Origin of the sequence: Candidatus Palauibacter irciniicola (assembly GCF_965208695.1) — a bacterium.
GTDB classification, from domain to species: Bacteria; Gemmatimonadota; Gemmatimonadetes; order Palauibacterales; family Palauibacteraceae; genus Palauibacter; species Palauibacter irciniicola.
In genome coordinates, this window is sequence record NZ_OZ242352.1 from 66,879 (window position 1) to 83,980 (window position 17,102).

Annotated in this window: 14 protein-coding genes and 4 tRNA genes; 13 read left to right on the forward strand and 5 right to left on the reverse strand. The window is 69.1% G+C overall.

Annotated elements, in window-relative coordinates:
* Nucleotides 1–2: 2 nt before the first annotated feature.
* From ACOGI9_RS00285 to ACOGI9_RS00330, 10 genes are all read left to right on the forward strand, one after another.
* On the forward strand, nucleotides 3–3,188 hold the full coding sequence (locus ACOGI9_RS00285) for a WD40/YVTN/BNR-like repeat-containing protein (protein ID WP_419857926.1): 3,186 nt from the start codon (nucleotides 3–5) through the stop codon (nucleotides 3,186–3,188).
* 4 nt (nucleotides 3,189–3,192) lie between these two features.
* The gene (locus ACOGI9_RS00290) at nucleotides 3,193–3,861 is read left to right on the forward strand and encodes a hypothetical protein (protein WP_419857927.1); all 669 of its coding nucleotides are present in this window, start codon (nucleotides 3,193–3,195) and stop codon (nucleotides 3,859–3,861) included.
* A gap of 54 nt (nucleotides 3,862–3,915) precedes the next feature.
* A complete protein-coding gene (gene ligA / locus ACOGI9_RS00295) occupies nucleotides 3,916–5,958 on the forward strand; it encodes an NAD-dependent DNA ligase LigA (RefSeq protein WP_419857928.1) in 2,043 nt (680 codons plus the stop codon).
* Nucleotides 5,958–7,733 carry a DNA polymerase/3'-5' exonuclease PolX gene (gene polX, locus ACOGI9_RS00300; protein WP_419857929.1) on the forward strand — a complete coding sequence of 592 codons (1,776 nt, stop codon included), beginning with the start codon at nucleotides 5,958–5,960 and terminating at the stop codon, nucleotides 7,731–7,733. The genes ligA and polX overlap by 1 nt, the downstream gene beginning before the upstream one ends.
* 68 nt (nucleotides 7,734–7,801) lie before the next feature.
* Nucleotides 7,802–8,788, forward strand: a complete 987-nt coding sequence (locus tag ACOGI9_RS00305; RefSeq protein ID WP_419857930.1) for a GntR family transcriptional regulator — start codon at nucleotides 7,802–7,804, stop codon at nucleotides 8,786–8,788.
* 212 nt (nucleotides 8,789–9,000) lie between these two features.
* The gene (locus ACOGI9_RS00310) at nucleotides 9,001–9,159 is read left to right on the forward strand and encodes a hypothetical protein (protein WP_419857931.1); all 159 of its coding nucleotides are present in this window, start codon (nucleotides 9,001–9,003) and stop codon (nucleotides 9,157–9,159) included.
* Nucleotides 9,160–9,243: 84 nt separating this feature from the next.
* Nucleotides 9,244–9,316, forward strand: a tRNA-Gln gene (locus tag ACOGI9_RS00315).
* Between the two features lie 20 nt (nucleotides 9,317–9,336).
* Nucleotides 9,337–9,422 (forward strand) — tRNA-Ser (locus tag ACOGI9_RS00320).
* A 34-nt stretch (nucleotides 9,423–9,456) separates the two neighbouring features.
* A tRNA-Ser gene (locus ACOGI9_RS00325) sits at nucleotides 9,457–9,544 on the forward strand.
* A gap of 363 nt (nucleotides 9,545–9,907) precedes the next feature.
* Nucleotides 9,908–9,989: transfer RNA gene (locus tag ACOGI9_RS00330), tRNA-Ser, on the forward strand.
* Between the two features lie 52 nt (nucleotides 9,990–10,041).
* Here the strand turns inward: ACOGI9_RS00330 and ACOGI9_RS00335 are convergent.
* Complete coding sequence (locus ACOGI9_RS00335) at nucleotides 10,042–10,437, reverse strand: hypothetical protein (RefSeq protein ID WP_419857932.1); 396 nt, start codon at nucleotides 10,435–10,437, stop codon at nucleotides 10,042–10,044.
* Nucleotides 10,438–10,614: 177 nt separating this feature from the next.
* Here ACOGI9_RS00335 and ACOGI9_RS00340 point away from each other — a divergent pair, with 177 nt between their 5' ends.
* Nucleotides 10,615–10,917: a hypothetical protein gene (locus ACOGI9_RS00340; RefSeq protein ID WP_419857933.1), complete on the forward strand. Its 303-nt coding sequence runs from the start codon at nucleotides 10,615–10,617 to the stop codon at nucleotides 10,915–10,917.
* On the opposite strand, the gene queC is transcribed toward ACOGI9_RS00340, so the two are convergent.
* Complete coding sequence (gene queC, locus ACOGI9_RS00345; RefSeq protein ID WP_419857934.1) at nucleotides 10,914–11,618, reverse strand: 7-cyano-7-deazaguanine synthase QueC; 705 nt, start codon at nucleotides 11,616–11,618, stop codon at nucleotides 10,914–10,916. The genes ACOGI9_RS00340 and queC overlap by 4 nt on opposite strands.
* Nucleotides 11,619–11,781: 163 nt before the next feature.
* Here queC and ACOGI9_RS00350 point away from each other — a divergent pair, with 163 nt between their 5' ends.
* Nucleotides 11,782–13,140, forward strand: a complete 1,359-nt coding sequence (locus ACOGI9_RS00350; protein ID WP_419857935.1) for a nicotinate phosphoribosyltransferase — start codon at nucleotides 11,782–11,784, stop codon at nucleotides 13,138–13,140.
* Here ACOGI9_RS00350 and ACOGI9_RS00355 read toward each other — a convergent pair.
* Entirely contained in the window at nucleotides 13,137–13,898 is a 762-nt protein-coding gene (locus ACOGI9_RS00355) for a TonB-dependent receptor (RefSeq protein WP_419857936.1), read from the reverse strand. The genes ACOGI9_RS00350 and ACOGI9_RS00355 overlap by 4 nt on opposite strands.
* Nucleotides 13,888–15,093 (reverse strand): c-type cytochrome, encoded by a 1,206-nt coding sequence (locus ACOGI9_RS00360; RefSeq protein WP_419857937.1) that lies wholly within the window; start codon nucleotides 15,091–15,093, stop codon nucleotides 13,888–13,890. Before ACOGI9_RS00360 ends, ACOGI9_RS00355 begins: the two co-directional genes overlap by 11 nt.
* A gap of 155 nt (nucleotides 15,094–15,248) precedes the next feature.
* Here ACOGI9_RS00360 and ACOGI9_RS00365 point away from each other — a divergent pair, with 155 nt between their 5' ends.
* Nucleotides 15,249–16,607, forward strand: coding sequence for an amidohydrolase family protein (locus tag ACOGI9_RS00365; protein ID WP_419857938.1), 1,359 nt, complete (start codon nucleotides 15,249–15,251; stop codon nucleotides 16,605–16,607).
* Nucleotides 16,608–16,630: 23 nt separating this feature from the next.
* On the opposite strand, the gene ACOGI9_RS00370 is transcribed toward ACOGI9_RS00365, so the two are convergent.
* On the reverse strand, nucleotides 16,631–17,068 hold the full coding sequence (locus ACOGI9_RS00370; protein ID WP_419857939.1) for a Fur family transcriptional regulator: 438 nt from the start codon (nucleotides 17,066–17,068) through the stop codon (nucleotides 16,631–16,633).
* Nucleotides 17,069–17,102: the final 34 nt, after the last annotated feature.

Here is a 17,102-nt window from a genome sequence, read left to right on the forward strand (position 1 = left end):
CCATGGTTTCGCGTCCCCGTCGTATTCCGGCTGTCCTGTGCCGGGTCTCCGTCCGCGCGCTGGTGGTGGCGGCGGCGCTGAACGCGGCCGTCGCGGCGGCGCCCCCTCGCGTGGAGGCCCAGTCGTCCGAACGAATCGCCGCGGGATTCACCTGGCGCCTGATCGGGCCGGCGATCTCCGGCGGCCGCATCGCCGACCTCGAGGTCGTGCCCGGCACCCAGTCGCACATCTACGTGGGGGCGGCTTCCGGCGGTGTGTGGAAGAGCGTCAACCACGGGACGACGTGGGAGCCGATCTTCGACGACGCGGCGAACCTCTCGATCGGGGACATCGCGCTCGCCCCGTCGGACCCGCTGGAAGTGTGGGTCGGGACCGGGGAACCGAACAACCGCAACAGTACGCCGTGGGGGCAGGGCGTCTATCACTCCTCCGACGGCGGAAAGACGTGGCGGCTCACGGGGCTGGAGGAGACTCGGCACATCGGGCGCATCGCCGTCCATCCCACCGATCCGGACATCGTGTGGGTGGCGGCGCTGGGGCATCTGTTCGGCCCCAACGCCGAGCGTGGCGTGTACCGGACGACCGACCGCGGCGAGACGTGGACGAAGGTCCTCCACATCGACGACGACACGGGGTTCGTGGACCTCGCCCTCAACCCCGCGGATCCATCCATCATCTACGCGGCCGCGTACCAGCGGCGGCGGCGCGCGTGGGGGTTCGCGGGCGGCGGGCCGGGGAGCGGCATCTACAAGTCGACGGACGGCGGAAGTTCCTGGCGGGAGGTGACCGAGGGCCTGCCGGAGGGGGACAAGGGAAGGATCGGGCTCGCCGTCTCGGGTCGGGACCCGGCGCTGGTCATGGCCGTCGTGGAGGCGGAGGAGGGCGGGATCTTCGTCTCGCGAGACCGCGGCGAGAGCTGGACGCGCGTCAACGAACTGAACCAGCGTCCGATGTACTACAGCCAGCTCCGGATCGACCCGAACGATGAGGATCGGGTCTGGCTGGTGGCGGGCAGCCTGCACCGCTCGGAGGACGGCGGCGACACCTTCGAGGCCCTCCCTCTGGAAATCGAATACAACACCGGTGTCCACGTGGACCACCACGACCTGTGGATCGACCCCGAGGACTCGCGCCACATGATTCTCGGGAACGACGGGGGGCTCTATTCCACATGGGACGACGGCGACCACTGGACGTTCATCGGGAACATCCCCATCGCCCAGTTCTACGACATCGATCTGGATCTGGCGGATCCGTACCACGTCTACGGGGGACTGCAGGACAACAACTCCTACCGGGGCCCCAGCCGGACGCGCCGCTACCAGGGGATCATGAACCGCGACTGGCAGGTCCTCGACTACGGCGACGGGATGTACACGGAGACGGACTGGTCGGATCTCGGCACCGTCTACGTGACATCGCAGAACGCCGGGATCGTGCGCGTGAACCTCGCCACCGGAGACCGGAAGGCGCTCAAACCCTTCCCGCCGGACACGACGGTCTCGTATCGCTTCGACTGGAAGTCGCCGATTCTGGTGTCTCCGCACGATGCAAACCGGGTCTACCTGGGTGGAAACCGGCTGTTCATCTCGGACGACCGCGGGGAGAGCTGGCGCGCGACGGAGGATCTCACGCGGCAGATTCATCAGGACAGCCTCGAGCTGATGGGCGTGCGTCCGGACTCGACGACGCTCTCGAAGCACGATGGCGCCTCCGGGTACGGGGAGATCACGGCCGTGGCGGAGTCGCCGGTCGAGGCGGGCGTGCTGTGGATCGGGGCGGACGACGGCTCGGTGCGCGTGAGCCGGGACGGCGGGGCGAACTGGGAGGATCTGACCGGCCGGGTGGCCGCGGCGGCGGGGCTCCCGTTCCCGTACTACGTGAGCTGGGTCGAGGCCTCGCACGCGGAGGCGGGGCGCGCGTACGTGAGCCTGGACGGGCACTGGGACGACGACTACGGGCCGCTCGCGGTCGTGACGGAGGATTTCGGCGAGACCTGGCGGTCGCTCGCGGATGGGCTGAACGGGGCGGCGGCGGTGACGGCCATGGGCCGGGCGGCGGGCGGCGGCATGGCGAGCGTGAACGTGATCCGTGAGCATCCCGAGAATCCGGATTTGCTGATCATCGGCGCGGAGAACGGCGCCTTCGCCTCACTGGACCGGGGAGCGACGTGGGCCGCGCTCGGCTCGGGCCTCCCCGCCGTTCCGGTCGACGACGTCGAAATCCACCCGCGCGAGAACGACATCGTCCTCGGAACGCACGGCCGCGCGATCTGGATTCTCGACGACATCGCGCCGCTGTCGCAGCGGTCGACCGCGGCCGCGACGAACGACGGCGTCCAGTTGTTCGCCCCGCGCCCGGCGACCCTCTTCCTGTACCGCAACGACGTGCCGTCGATGGGCCAGGGGACGTTCCGGGCCGAGAACCCCGCGTTCGGCGCGAACATCGACTACCGGCTCCCCGGGGAGATGCCGGGCGGCGTCTCGATCGATGTGCTGGATCGCGCCGGACGGGACGTCCGGAGGCTCGAAGGCCCGGGCGAGGCCGGCCTCAACCGGGTCACGTGGGACCTGCGGCACGATCCGCTGCCGCACGACACGACCCGGTACGAGGTGCCCAGCCTGGACGCGGGCCCCGAGGGTCCGCTGGTCCTGGCCGGGACGTTCACGGTACGCCTGACCGCCGGAGACGAGACGCGCGAGCAGTCGCTGGAGGTCCGTCCCGACCCGGAACTGCCGGTGTCCGCGGAGGAGCGCCTGGCTCGCTACGAGTTCACCATGGCTCTTTTCGAGCTCCAGGGGGTGGCCTACAGACAGGGCAGCGAAGCCTATGACGTGGAGCGCCGCGCCTCCGAGTCGCTCGAAGCGCTGGAGAACGCCGAGGATGTGGCCCCCGAGGATCGCGAACGCGCCCGGGAGCTTGTGGGCGAGATCGAGGGGGTCGCCGACGAGTGGCGTTCGATCAACGGGGACATCCGCAACTGGTGGACCGGCCTGAGAGGCAAGTTCGACGGCGGTCCCTCCACGACCGGATCGCTGACGGGCCCCTCCGACGACCACCGGCGGCGGCTCGATCGAATCCGCACGACAGTGGAGGCCGCGTCCGCGCGGATGAGTGCCGCGGCGGATGCACTCCAGACGCTGCAGAACCTGGCGGGCGTCGGCGCCTCGCCCAACCGGGACGGATAAGAGGATGGATCAAAGACCGAAGATGTCCACGACGCGTCGGCTGGTGTGGCTGGCAGTGGCGGGAATCGCGGCGCCGGCCGCGCTGGAGGCGCAGGCCTGCCTCGGCTTCAGCGGCAACGGGTTCCTCAGCGGCTCGGGCGCCGTATGGCGCGAATCATCCGAGGACATCACAGGCCTTGGGGGCGCGGCCGGGTTCGACCTGGGTCTCGTGGCCGCGAGGGGCCATTACGTGAAGTTCTCCGGCGCGGACGAGTTCGATCAGGAATTCGACTTCGAAGACGCGCGCGCGAGCGTCGCCCTCAAGCTCCCGCTGCCCGTGCTGTCGGTATGTCCCCTCGCCACCGTGGGGGTCGGAGGCGTCCTGTCGAGGAACTTCGACGATCTCCCCTACAAGAGCGAGACCGTTTACGGGGTCGGCGTGGCCGTCGGGCAGCGCTTCGGCGCGCCGGGCTCCGGCCTCGCGATCATCCCTTCGGCGACCGTGAGCATCGAGAACTACTCGGTCGACCGGCTCTACGACGACATCGTGGAGGGGGACAGGGAGGTCAGCGCCGTTATCCGCGGCGGCGTCACGGTCGAGATCGGCAGCCTTCACGCTCGGCCGTACGTGGCGTTCACGACCGCCGATGACAGTTACCTGATCGCCGGAGCCCTGCTCGGGTTCACCTTCTGACGCCATCCGCCGCGATTCTGTCTCGCGGCCAGCGGCCCGGATAGCTTCCGCGCCATGAGCGAATCGAGTCCCGGCGGGCCCGAGCGGCGCGCCCGAGAACTGCGCAGGGCGCTGCGGCACCACTCGTATCTCTACTACGTCCGCAACCGGCCCGAGATCTCGGACGAGCGCTTCGACGAACTGTTCCGCGAACTGAGGGCCCTGGAGGCGTCGCACCCGGAACTCGTCACGCCCGATTCGCCGACCCAGCGCGTGGGCGCGGAGCCGCTCGACGCGTTCGAGACGATCGAGCATACCGCGCCGATGCTCAGCCTCGATTCATCCGCCGATGTGGAGCCGCTCGAACGGTTCGACGAGCGGATGCGCAAGGCGCTCGGAGACGACATCGGCTACGTCGTCGAGCCGAAGCTGGACGGCGCCTCGATCGAACTCGTCTACGAATCCGGCCGGCTCTCGCGGGCCGTGACCCGGGGCGATGGAATGCGCGGCGAAGCCGTCACGGAGAACATCCGCACGATCCACTCGGTGCCGCTGCGGCTGCGGACCGCGGATCGCGAGGTGCCGCCGCTCCTGGCGCTGCGGGCCGAGATCATCATGAGGGTGGACGACTTCGAGGCGCTGAACGCCCGGCTCCTTGAGCGCGACCGCGCTCCGTTCGCGAATCCGCGCAACGCGGCGGCCGGATCGCTGCGGCAGCTCGACCCGCGCATCACCGCGGCGCGCCCGCTCGACATCTACGTCTACGACATCCTCGCGATCGATGGACGGCCGCCGCCCACACAGCAGACCACGCTCGAAGCGCTGCGCGAGTGGGGCCTGCCCGTGAACGAGCGCTGCCGACCCGCGGCCGACGTCGAGGAGATCCTCGCGTTCCAGGCGGAAATCGAGGAGCGCCGCGACGACCTCGAATACGAGATCGACGGCATCGTCATCAAGCTCGACGACATCGCCGCGCGCGACGAAGTCGGCGAGACCTCGCACCACCCGCGCTGGGCGTTCGCCTTCAAGTTCCCGCCGCGGAAGGAGGTCACCCGGCTCCTTCACATCGTCCCCAGCGTGGGGCGGACCGGCGTCGTGACGCCGATCGCCTTCATGCGCCCGGTGGAACTCGGCGGCGTGACGGTGAGCCGCGCGAACCTGCACAACCGGGAAGAGGTCGCCCGCAAGGACATTCGCGAGGGCGACCGCGTGCGGGTGCAGCGGGCGGGTGATGTGATTCCACAGGTTCTGGAGCGGATCGAGGAGCCGGGCCGCGAGCGCGAGCCACCGTGGGTCATGCCCGCCGAGTGTCCCTCGTGCGCGACCGTCCTGGAGCCGCGCGGCCCATACACGTTCTGCCCCAACCTGTTCGCGTGCCCCGCGCAGCTCGCCGGGCGGATCCAACACCTCGGGTCGCGGCATGCCCTCGACATCGAGGGACTGGGGGAGGAAACCGCGAACCTTCTCGTCCGGGCAGGCGTGATCGCCCGCGTCCCGGCGCTGTTCGAACTCGAGGCGGCGACGCTGATGGAGCTGGAAGGCTTCGCCGAGAAGTCCGCCACGAACCTCGTGCGCGCGATCGACGCCGCGCGCACGACCGAACTCGCCCGCTTCATCTACGGCCTCGGCATCCCCGAAGTCGGAGTGACGGTGGCGCGCGAACTCGCATCGCACTTCCTGTCCTTCGAGGCGTTCCGGGAGGCGGACGAGGAGACGCTCCAGAATGTGGACGGGATCGGACCCCGGATGGCGGAGGAGATCACCGCCTTCCTGGTCCGCCCCGAGGTGGCGGCGGTCGTGGACGAACTGCGCGCCCGCATCGAGCCCGAGCCCCCGCCACGCGCGGGCGACACCCTGGCCGGGCTCCGGATCGTCCTCACCGGAGGACTCGAGTCCATGAGCCGCTCCGAGGCCGGGAAGAAGCTCGAGGCGCTGGGCGCGAAGGTCACGTCGTCCGTGAGCAAGCAGACGAGCTACGTCGTCGCGGGCGAGAACCCGGGCCGCAAGCTGGAGCGGGCGCAGACCCTCGGCGTCGAGATTCTGGACGAAGCGGGTCTCCTCGAACTCCTGAGCGGCGGACCCGGCGCGCTCTCCACGCCCGATGAGGCAGCGCCCTGATGGAGAACATCGAGATCGTCCGCGTCCTGGACGAGGTGGCCGACCTGCTCGAGATCCAGCAGGCGAACCCGTTCCGCGTCCGCGCCTACCGCAATGCCGTGCGCACGATCAACGCGCACGCGTCGCCGCTGCGCAAACTGGTCGAGCAGGGCGCCGACCTCACCGCGCTGCCGTCGATCGGGAAAGGGATGGCGGACAATATCCGCGAACTCGTGGGGAGCGGGCGTCTCGCGATGCTCGATGAGATGGCGGCCGAGATCCCCCCGGGGCTCGTCGAGTTGATGCGGCTCCCGGGGGTCGGCCCCAAGAAGGCGCGCAAGCTGTGGGACGAACTGGGCGTCGAATCGATCGACGACCTGGAGGAAGTCGCGAGCGAGGGGCGCGTGGCCGAACTGCCCGGTTTCGGACTCAAGACGCAGGACCGGATCCTCCGCGGCATTCGCAACTATCGGACGAACACCACTCGCTTCCGCCTCGGAGAAGTCGACGAGCTTCTGCCGCCGTTGATCGAACACCTGCGGGCGACGCCCGGCATCACCCGCCTGGAAGTCGCGGGGAGCTATCGACGTCGGAAGGAGACCGTCGGCGATATCGACATCCTCGTCCTCGCCGACGATGCGCGCGCCGCTTCCGACGCCCTCAGCGGGTTCTCCGGCGTGGAGAGCGTGATCGGAGCCGGCGGGACGAAGACCTCGGTGCGCCTCCGCAGCGGGCTGCAGGTCGATCTGCGGGTCGTGCCGTCCGAGAGTTGGGGAGCCGCGCTCATCTATTTCACGGGATCGAAGGAACACAACATCCGCCTGCGCCGCCGCGCGCTCGAACGAAAGTTGCGGGTGTCCGAGTACGGCGTGTTCACGATCCCCGAAGAGTCACTCGGCGATGCGCTCGGCGAGCGGGGCATCGCGTCCGAGGGAGCGATGGTCGCGGGCGCGACGGAAGAGGAGGTCTACCGGGCGCTCGATCTCTCCTGGCTGCCGCCGGAGGTGCGACGCGACCGGGGGGAGTTCGCGGCTTCCGATGCCGGGGAACTGCCCCGCCTGGTCGAGACGTCCGACCTGCGCGGTGACGTCCACATGCACAGCACCTGGTCCGATGGCCGCGTTTCCCTCGAGGAGATGGTCGGGGCGTGCGCGGCGCGCGGTTACGAGTACATGGCGATCACCGACCACTCGAAAGCGCTGGCGATGGTCGAGGGTCTCGATGCCGCCAAGCTTCGACGGCAGTGGGACGAGATCGCGGAAGTACAGGCCGCGCACCCGGAGATCCGGATCCTGCGAGGGCTGGAGGTCGACATCCTCCGCGACGGATCGCTGGACCTCGAGGACGAGATGCTCGAGCGGCTCGACGTCGTGATCATCTCGGTTCATTCCTTCCTCGGGCTGGACCGGGCGCGGCAGACGGCACGCGTGCTGAAGGCGCTCGCGCACCCCCGCGCGATGATCTTCGGGCACCCCACGGGACGGCTCATCAACCGGCGCGGACCGATCGATGTGGACATCGACGATATTCTGCACGCCTGCGCCGAGTTCGGCGTCGCCGTCGAAGTCAACTCGCACCCCCACCGTCTGGACCTGAGGGACAGCCACCTCTGGCGCGCGCGCGAACTCGGCGTACCCGTCGTGGTGGCGACCGACGCGCACCGGCCGGACCACCTGGATCTGGCGCACTACGGCATCGAGCAGGCGCGCCGCGCGTGGCTCACCCCGGAACACGTCCTCAATACGCGCGGCGTGGACGACTTCCTGACAGCCCTTCGGAGAAAACCGGCGAGTTGATCCCCCGTTGAGACCCCGTCTCCATACTCCCGTCGACAAGCGACCCCAGGACAGGGAGACTCGGGCACATGGCGCGTGGATGCGGACTTCCACCGTTCTCGCGGGATCATCACATACCGCTCCGCCGACAACTCGCGGCGGATTTGGAGGCCGGGATTCGGGATGGACACGTCCGGCCCGGGGCCCCGCTTCCGTCGGCCAGGGAAATGGCGCGCCGGCTCGGCGTCGACCGGGGGACGGTCGGCCACGCGCTCGCGCGGCTGCGACGGCGGAACCTCATCGAAACCGGGAAGAGGCAGCGCCCCCGCGCGTCGATACGCCCGCGCCGCCTCCGCCCAGCGCCGGCGGTGGAGATCGCGCCGAGGACGGCGGTGCTGGATCTGCTGAGGCGCGCGCACGCGGGGGGATTCTCACGTTGGCGGCTGCTCAACGAACTCGAGCGGATCGTGGGCGGCGCGCGGAGCCCGGATCCGCGCCTCGTGACGCTGTGCGAACCTCGCCCCGGGCTGCGGGCCGTGCTCGCCGCGGAACTGGAAGATGCCTGCGGAGTCATCGTTCGCGCCGTCGACTCCGCGCGTACGATACCGGATCACTCGCCCGTGATCCTGCGGCGCGAGTTGCAGTCACGGATGCGCCGATCCGGCACCGTCGAGTGCGTTCCGATTTCGCTCGCCGGGGGCACCCGCGAACGCGACCTCGTCCGACGACGAATGCGCCGCGGATTCGTCGTGCTGCTCTCCCGCAGCGAGACCGTGCGCGTGTTTGCGGCGGAACTCGCCGCCCGGGATTTCGCGCTCGGAATCAGCTTCAAGGCGCTCGATCCGCACCTCGACGCCCGGGCCGTGCGACGGGCCATAACGGCGGCGACGATCATCTTTCACGACCGGCTCGTCCCGATGGCTCGATATGCCTCCCGAACGGCTCCGGCGGTGCCGATTACACTCCTCCCGCCCGAAGAGACCGAACGGCTACGCGCCTACCTGTCCAGGACGGATCGGCCCGCGCGCGGCCGCGGATCCGATCCGTACGGGGTGCGACGCCCGGAGCGGCTGTAGCCCATGCGCCCATTCGCCCCTAAATTATGGGAGTATCTGCCGTCACCCCGCCGCGGAGTCGCAGGGATTGTGAATAAGAGGTTCTATCCGTCTATGGACTCTGACGACGAGTTATGATTGTGTCTTCAGCAAAGTTTGACCCCAGCGTGGTGGTAAGAGCGCTCCGCTTCCGAGCGAGACTCGATGGATTTCGGCTCGAACGCGGCCACTACATGGATCGGCCCGAAGATCGGGCGGACCGCTGGTACGCCGTACCGCTGGGAGACAGCGAAGCCTCGCGCTCCGGAGACGGTTTCCGAACGATCGCGGAGGCGGCCGATGAAGCCGAACGCCTCCGCAAGCTCCGCGACGGCCCCTCTTCCCGGGACTGACACCCGCGCAGCGGCCAGGGCGCCCCCGCGCTTGAAGCGCCGCCCCCCCTCAAGTATTATCGACGGCCCAACTCATTGGGACGTTGGCCCGTGGTGGAATTGGCAACACGTCTGGCTCTGGACCAGAAGATTCCAGGTTCGAGTCCTGGCGGGCCAATCAGCATGGCAGCACCCTGCGGAGGGGTGGCCGAGTGGCTTAAGGCGGCGCCCTGCTAAGGCGTTGACTCGAAAGAGTCTCGTGGGTTCGAATCCCACCCCCTCCGCCTACCTACCTCCGGCCTCACCCCGGAGGCTCCCGGACGGGTGGCCGAGCGGACTAAGGCGCACGCCTGGAGAGCGTGTGGGCAGCAACCCTGCCTCGTGGGTTCGAATCCCACCCCGTCCGTTAAAGCAGTTCCCACGAGGCAGTATGAACATGCCTGCCCGGCGCGGGTTCGAACCGAGCGAGCGGAGGAGCGAGCTCGGCGAGCCGCGCAGCGACCCAATCCCACCCCGTCCGTTAAAGCAGTTCCCACGAGGGAGTCGAACCGAGCGAGCGAAGCGAGCGAGGCGTGGAGTAGGCGAGCCAACCGAGCGACCGCAGGGAGCGAGCTCGGCGACCGCAGGGAGCCCATCCCACCCCGTCCGTATAGCATTCTCCCACGAGGCAGGCCGAAAGTTTGACAGCGGGAGCCCTCTCGGAGCACCTTCCCCGGCCGCGCCTACCGGACGTCTCGGCAGTTCCGCCGCACCCCGGTAGCCGGCATCCGGAGAGGTGGCAGAACGGCAATGCACCGGTCTCGAAAACCGGCGCCCTCACGGGCTTGGGGGTTCGAATCCCCCCCTCTCCGTTATCTTCCCCGGCACGCGCGGAGGCCGCCCGCGCCGGGGAAGGAGAGACGCTCAACCCACTTCCGCGTGGGCGCTCCAGCGGTCGAATACCTGACCGCGGGCATCGAGCCGGACGGGCATGCTCTCGCCCGACGCCAGATCGGTCGGGGTCGTCGGGCCGAGTTCGGTGCCGTTCGACAGGTGGACCTCGACGCGGACCCGGCGAATCACGCCGCTGGTCACGTTCTCGGCGGTACCGACGAACGCCTGTTCGGTCTCGTTCCATCGAAGGATGAGTCGCGCGCCGCCGCGCGTCTGGTCGAAGACATCGGTCTTCGTGAGCGAGGCGTTCGATTCCTCACCGGATTCGTCGTGTCCCCGCTCCCCGGCCTCCATCGGACCGTTGTCGCAGGCGGCGCTCGCCACGATGACGAGCAGGGCGGCCAAAACCATCGGAAATCGTCTCACTTCGTCCTCCCCTGGTTGGGTGTGTGAATCGGATGACTACACCGGTAGACGTTCGATGGGTGCAGATGGTCACACAGCCCGCCAGCGACCCGCCGCCGACCGCGATCGACGGTGCTCCTAGTGCAAGCCCGGGGTGCCACTTAAGTTGAGGAATGACCCGTGTGCGGCAGTGAACCGATGAACCTCGCATGTGTCGCGCTCGCGTTCACGGTGTGCTTCGGCACTCGCTGCTGGATCCTGGACGGACCGCGCGTCACCGAGATCGATGAAGCCTCCGCCGACACCCTTCAGGGCTGGTTCATCGGCGATTTCGGCGCCGATACGCTATGGGTCGGCGAGAGTGGCCGGATCGTCCATGCCATGAACCGGGAAACCGGCGAGCGCGCGACCATCGACCGGCTGCTCGTTCGGGTCACGCGTCATGGCAAAACGGATGCGCAGACCCCCGCCCGACCCCGGAGCCGACGCGACCCCCGCTAACGCCGCCGCTGGCGGACCCGATACGGGGCTGGATCCCGGGCGCCCGCCGCGGCGAACCCGGCGAGCCTCAGGCGACAGGAGTCGCACTCCCCACAGGCCGCGCCCGACGCGTCGGGATCGTAGCAGCTGCGCGTCATCCCGTAATCGACTCCCAGCGCCAGCCCGCGCCGGATGATCTCCGCTTTGGTGAGATCGATCAGTGGTGCATGGATCCGGAACGGCCGGCTCCCTTCCACCCCCGCCCTGGTGGCAAGGGCTGCGAGTCGCTCGAACGCATCGAGAAACTCGGGCCGACAGTCGGGATACCCGCTGTAGTCGACGGCGTTGACGCCGATGAAGATGTCGGGAGCCCGGAGCACCTCCGCCCAGGCGAGAGCCATCGACAGGAAGATCGTGTTTCGCGCCGGGACGTAGGTAACGGGGATGTCCTCGGAATCCGCGGGCCCGCGCTCGCCCTTGGGGACCTCCAGGTCATCGGTGAGCGCCGAACCCCCGAACGCGCGCAGGTCGACGGCGGCGACCACGTGTCGGGTCACGCTCATCGCTTCCGCCAAGCGACGGGCGGCGTCTACCTCCCGCTCGTGTCTCTGCCCATAGCGGAGCGTCAGCGCACACGGCCGATATCCCTGCTCCACCGCGATCGCGAGCGCGGTCGCCGAGTCCAGCCCACCGCTGAGGAGGACCACCGCCCTGCGGCTCATCCACACCTCCAGAAAGCGAGTTCACGATCGCGGAGTCCCGCCGCGAGGCCACTTGTAACACGATTTCGCACCGCGCGGCAATGCATGATAAAGTGAGGCCTGAAGCGGCTCTGGAACCTCGGTGCCCCGTCGAGTCGAGCGGGGATACCCGGAAGGAGAACCGATGCGGATCCGGTCACCCGGCCGGGGCGACGCACTGCTCACGGATCTCTACCAGCTCACGATGCTCAAGGCGTACTGGGAACACGGCCTGCACGAGACGGCCGTGTTCGAGTTCTTCGTCCGCCGTCTCCCTCCGAATCGCAATTTCCTGCTGGCCGCAGGCTTGGCGCCCGCCCTCGACTACCTGGAAGGCCTGCGTTTCGAACCCGACGAACTCGAGTGGCTCGGCGGCCAGCCCGGCTTCCCCTCCGCCTTCGTCGAGTGGCTCGCCGATCTGCGCTTCACGGGGGATGTCGACGCCATGCCCGAGGGGTCCGTCTTCTTTCCCGAAGAACCTCTGCTGCGGGTCACCGCGCCGCTCCCGGAGGCGCAGCTCGTCGAGACGCGACTCATCTCGCTGCTCAACTACTCTTCCCTGATCGCCTCGAAGGCGGTCCGCTTCAGGCTCGCGGCCCCGACCGCCCGGCTCGTGGACTTCGGTCTGCGGCGGGCCCACGGCTCGGAGGCGGGGCTTCTCGCCGCGCGGTCCGCCTACATCGCCGGCTTCGACGGCACCGCGACCGCGCTCGCCGGGCAGCGCTGGGGGATCCCGACCTTCGGCACGATGGCCCATTCGTTCATACAGGCGCACGATCGCGAGGCCGACGCCTTCATTCGCTTCGCCCGCGCCCATCCCCGGAACGCGGTGCTGCTGATCGACACCTACGACACCGAGGCGGGGGCGTCGAAGGTCATCGAGATCGCCTCCGGCCTCCGCGCCGAAGGCATCGAAATCCGGGCAGTGCGGCTGGATTCCGGAGACCTTGCGGCCCACGCACGGCGGGTGCGCCGGATTCTGGATGAGGGGGGCTGCTCCGGCGTCCGCATCTTTGCGAGCAGTTCGCTCGACGAGCACGATGTGGCCCGGCTGGCCCACGCCCCGATCGATGGCTTCGGAGTGGGGGCGGCCCTCACCGTCTCCGCGGACGAGCCGACGCTCGACAGCGTCTACAAGCTCCAGGAGTACGCCGGCCGGCCGCGCCGCAAGCGCTCGGAGGGGAAGGCGACGTGGCCCGGCCGCAAGCAGGTCTTTCGCACCTGCGAAGGCGGGCGGCTCGCGCGCGACATGCTGGGACTAGAGGACGAGGCGCTGTCCGGCGAGGCGCTGCTCCGGCCCGTGGCGCGCGCGGGAGCACGACTCCGGCCGGACCCCCCGCTGAAGGAGATCCGCGAGCGCGTGCGGGCCTCGCTCGCGACGCTCCCGTCCGAACTCCGAGCGCTCAAGTCGGCGCGCACGCCGTTCCCCGTGGAACCATCAGCCGGCGTACGCGAACTGGCCCGGGAGGTTGACCGCGGGTCCGACGGCGAGCAGGACGGCTAGCCGGAGGAGAACTCCAGCGTCAGCGAAGGCGTCTCGCCGGCGGTGACGGAGACGCGCTCGGATACCGTCCCCAGCGTGGGGTGCCAGGCCTCGACGTCGTAGTCCCCCGGCGGCAGCGTCGGGAGCGTGAACGTCCCGTCCTCGCCCGTGATGTCGAAGAACTCGTGCTCGAGGACGTGAATGGATGCGGTCATCCAGCCGTGGATGTCGCAGCGCACCTGAATCCCCACCTCCGGGGTCTCGAACGAGCGGGTGCTCTGGATCCCTCGAAGGGGCTGGCCGAGGTTGAATCCCGGGTTCGAGGCCGGCACGACCCGGACGTTGTGAAGGGTCGCGTCGCTGTTGCGGATGACGAGCGGCTGGCCCACGCGGACGGCCACCGCCCGCGGAGTGTAGAGGCATCCCTCCTGGTCGAGGAGGGCCTCGGCGTCGGGCGCCGTGCCCGCCGCGGGCGCGTTGACGATCCGCACGAGGACGTCCGCCAGGCCGCCGTCCGGATCGACGCGCACCGGACGGTCCATCAGGGTCTCGTCGTGCTGGTCTCGGCAGTAGGCGTCGGCGGACATGTCGATCTCCGCCCCGGCCGGCGGATCCCCGGCGAAGCGCACCTGTCCGCCGGCCACGACGATACGGCCCGTGACCGCTCCGGGTTCGGCCACCTCCGCCGCCGTGCGCTCATCGAACGTCCAGCCCGCCCCGACCGCAACGGTCGCGAGCGCACAGGACAGGAACGGGCCCCGTCCCCACCTACCAGCCATCGAACAGCCCTCCATCGAACCAGTCCCACAGGAAATAGACGAGGAACTGCGTGCTCCTCACATCGGCGTCGGTCAGCGGGAACCGCACCCCGACGTTGAGCATCACGTGCTGCCGCGTGTTCAGGGTCACCTGCATCTGCGGCACGAGGTCCCACTGCGTCCGCGCACCCCCAGTCAAATGCGTGCTCCCCAGCACTTCGACCATCGGGGACCACGAACGACCGAACTCCCCGCTCGTGAACGTGCGCCCGAAGACGGCATGAAAGAACGCTTCTCGCACGTCTTCATCGTGCTCGGCTGTGCCGGCGAACTCCCGATGCCCGCGCGAGAGGAGTCCCCCGCCGGCCTGCAGATGGATGAAGGCGTCGCCCGGAAGGATCTGTCCCAGCGCGAGAAACGGTTCGATCTGGAACTCGGCGCTTCCGATGCCGCGCTCCGAGTCGCCGGTCGGGAGCTTCACTTCCGTGCCGAAGCTGAAGATCGTCTGCAGGTTGTGGAGCAACGCGCGCTTGTAGCCGATCTCGATGTCGCCGAGTCCGACTCCCCAGTCCGACGCCGGCCCCCCGTCCCTCGATGCCGGCGTCGAGGAGTCCTCGGCGAAGCCGAAGGGAAGCGCGATCTCGACCTGGTTCCGGGAGCCGAAACGCTTCTCGTACAGCAGTTCGTTGACGATCGCCCCGGGTCCCTCGGCGTTCGCGCTCGTCGTCCACACCCACTCGTCTTCCGGATACGCCTTCTCGGTGAAGAGCGGCCGTGGGAGGTTGAGTTCTCCCCGCGGCCAGGCGCGGTCCGTGCAGAAAGTCCGGATGTGGTCCATGACGGCCTGCAACTGGTTGTCGTCGAACGCCTCGCCGAAGGCGGGCATCACGTCGCTGAAGCCCCGGACCGGGCCTCCGGCCTTCGAGACGATGATCCAGTCCGCGTCCGGCTCCCGCGACGCGAAGCTGCAGTCCGTGAGGTCCGGCAGCGGGTCGTCGAACGCGATCCGGTCGGCCGCCGCGCCCCGTCCGTCGGACCCGTGGCAACTCGCGCACCCCGCCTCGTACAGCGCCATCCCGTCCGGGGCCCCCTGCGCAGCCTGCGCGCCCGCGAGCGATTGGGGGGTGGAAAGCGAAGCCAGCGTCGAAGCCAGCACGACCAGACCCGCGGCGAAGCAGACGCGGAGACCGGACAGCCTGTCGTCGGGTGCGGTCAAATCCGTGGTTCCTCGCGGTCAGGGGGTCCCATCGGGCGGACGATGTCGTAATCTGCGAATGTGTCCGACATGTCGGACGCGCCCTGTGAATACCAATAATCGTTATTGGGGTCAAGGTCGTCGTGGTCACGGGCGACCGTGCCCGAGGAGGTCGTATGAGACTCGCCACACGGTCCCTGGGATTCGCCCTCGCCGGGTGCGTCGCGGCTCCCTTCGCCGCGGCCTCCTTCGCCGCCGCCGGCGAGCAGGCAGCGCAGGCCGGCGCCACCGCCTTCGTCGACGTGAACGTGATTCCGATGGATTCCGAGCGGGTCCTCACCGGACACACCGTCGTCGTGCGCGGCGACCGGATCGTCGCGGTCGGGCCGTCCGCCGACGTGGACGTGCCGGCCGGCGCCCGCCGCATCGACGGCGCCGGGAAGTACCTGATGCCGGGGCTGTCGGAGATGCACGGACACACCCCCGGCGGATTCCCGACCGACACGTTCCGCGAGCAGGTGATGTTCCTTTACGCCGCGAACGGCGTGACGACGGTGCGCGGGATGCTCGGCCTGCCCGGCGACCTCGAGTTGAAGGCGAGGACGAACACGGGCGAGATCTGGGGGCCGACGCTCTACCTCGCGGGTCCGAGCTTCAACGGCAACTCGGTCACGTCGCCGTCGCAGGCGGCGGATCGCGTGTGGGTGCAGAAGGGGGAAGGGTGGGATCACCTGAAGATCCACCCCGGACTCACCGTGCCGGAATACGACGCGCTCGCCGCCGCCGCCGCGCAGGCCGGCATCCGCTTCGGAGGCCACGTCCCGGCCGACGTCGGGATCCGGCACGCCATCCTCATGGGGCAGGAGACCTTCGACCACCTCGACGGCTACATGGAGGAGGCGGGAGGCATCCGCGGCCCCATGGACGCGGCGACGATGGAGGAGCTGTTCGCGCTGACGATCGGCGCCCGGGCCTGGGTCGTGCCCACGATGGTCCTCTGGGAAGTGGGCGTCATCGGCTTCGGCGACCCCGACGCGCTCGCCGCCTATCCGGAGATGCGCTACTGGCCCCCGGAGGGCGTCCAGGGCTGGAAGGACCGGCTCGAGGCGATCCAGGCGCGCGACGCCTGGGACGTGGAGCAGGCGCGCGTGCACGCGAGCAACCGGACGCGGCTCCTCGGCATGATGAACGAGGCCGGCGTGGGCATCCTCATGGGCACCGATTCGCCGCAGATGTTCAGCGTCCCCGGCTTCTCCCTCCACCGCGAACTCGCGGCGATGGCCGAGGCCGGGATGTCGCCGTACGAGATCCTCGTCAGCGGCACCCGAAACGTCGGCGACTACTTCCAGGCCTACGACACCTTTGGAACGGTGGCCGCGGGCCGGCGCGCGGATCTCATCCTCACGAACTCCAACCCGCTCGACGATGTGGCGAACGTCGCGGACCGCGCCGGCGTCATGGTGCGCGGCGTGTGGAAGTCCGAGGAGGAGATCCAGCAGGGCCTGGCCGAAATCGCCACCAGCTTCGGCAACTGAGCAACGGATGCGCCCGGCGAATCTCAGGCATCCGCCCGGGCGAGACAGTCCGGGCAGTGGCCCAGTAGCTGCACCATCGCGCTGCGGATGGACTCGGCCCACGGCCCATCGATCGACAACGCCGCGGCGATCTCCTCCTTCAGACAGGCCACCCGGCCGCAGTCCTCGCACAGGAAGTGCGGGTGGCGATGGGCGTCCTCGTGGTCTCCCGCGAGCGCGTATCGATCGATGCCGTCCACCCGACTCACCACGGGAGCGAGGCCGGCCTCACGCAGCTTGACCAGGTTGCGGTAGATCGTCGCCTGATCCCAGTCCGAGTCGCCTAGCAGGTCGAGCACCTGTGTGAAGGACATCGGACCCTCGGCGTTGGCCAGGATGCCGAGCACCGCAAGGCGCGGCGCGGTTACGCGCAGGCCGCGCTCGCGCAGCCTCCGACGGGCCTCGTTCTTCGTGATTCGCATGGGCCTTCCCCCGCGCGGCAGGACTGAAGTTCGA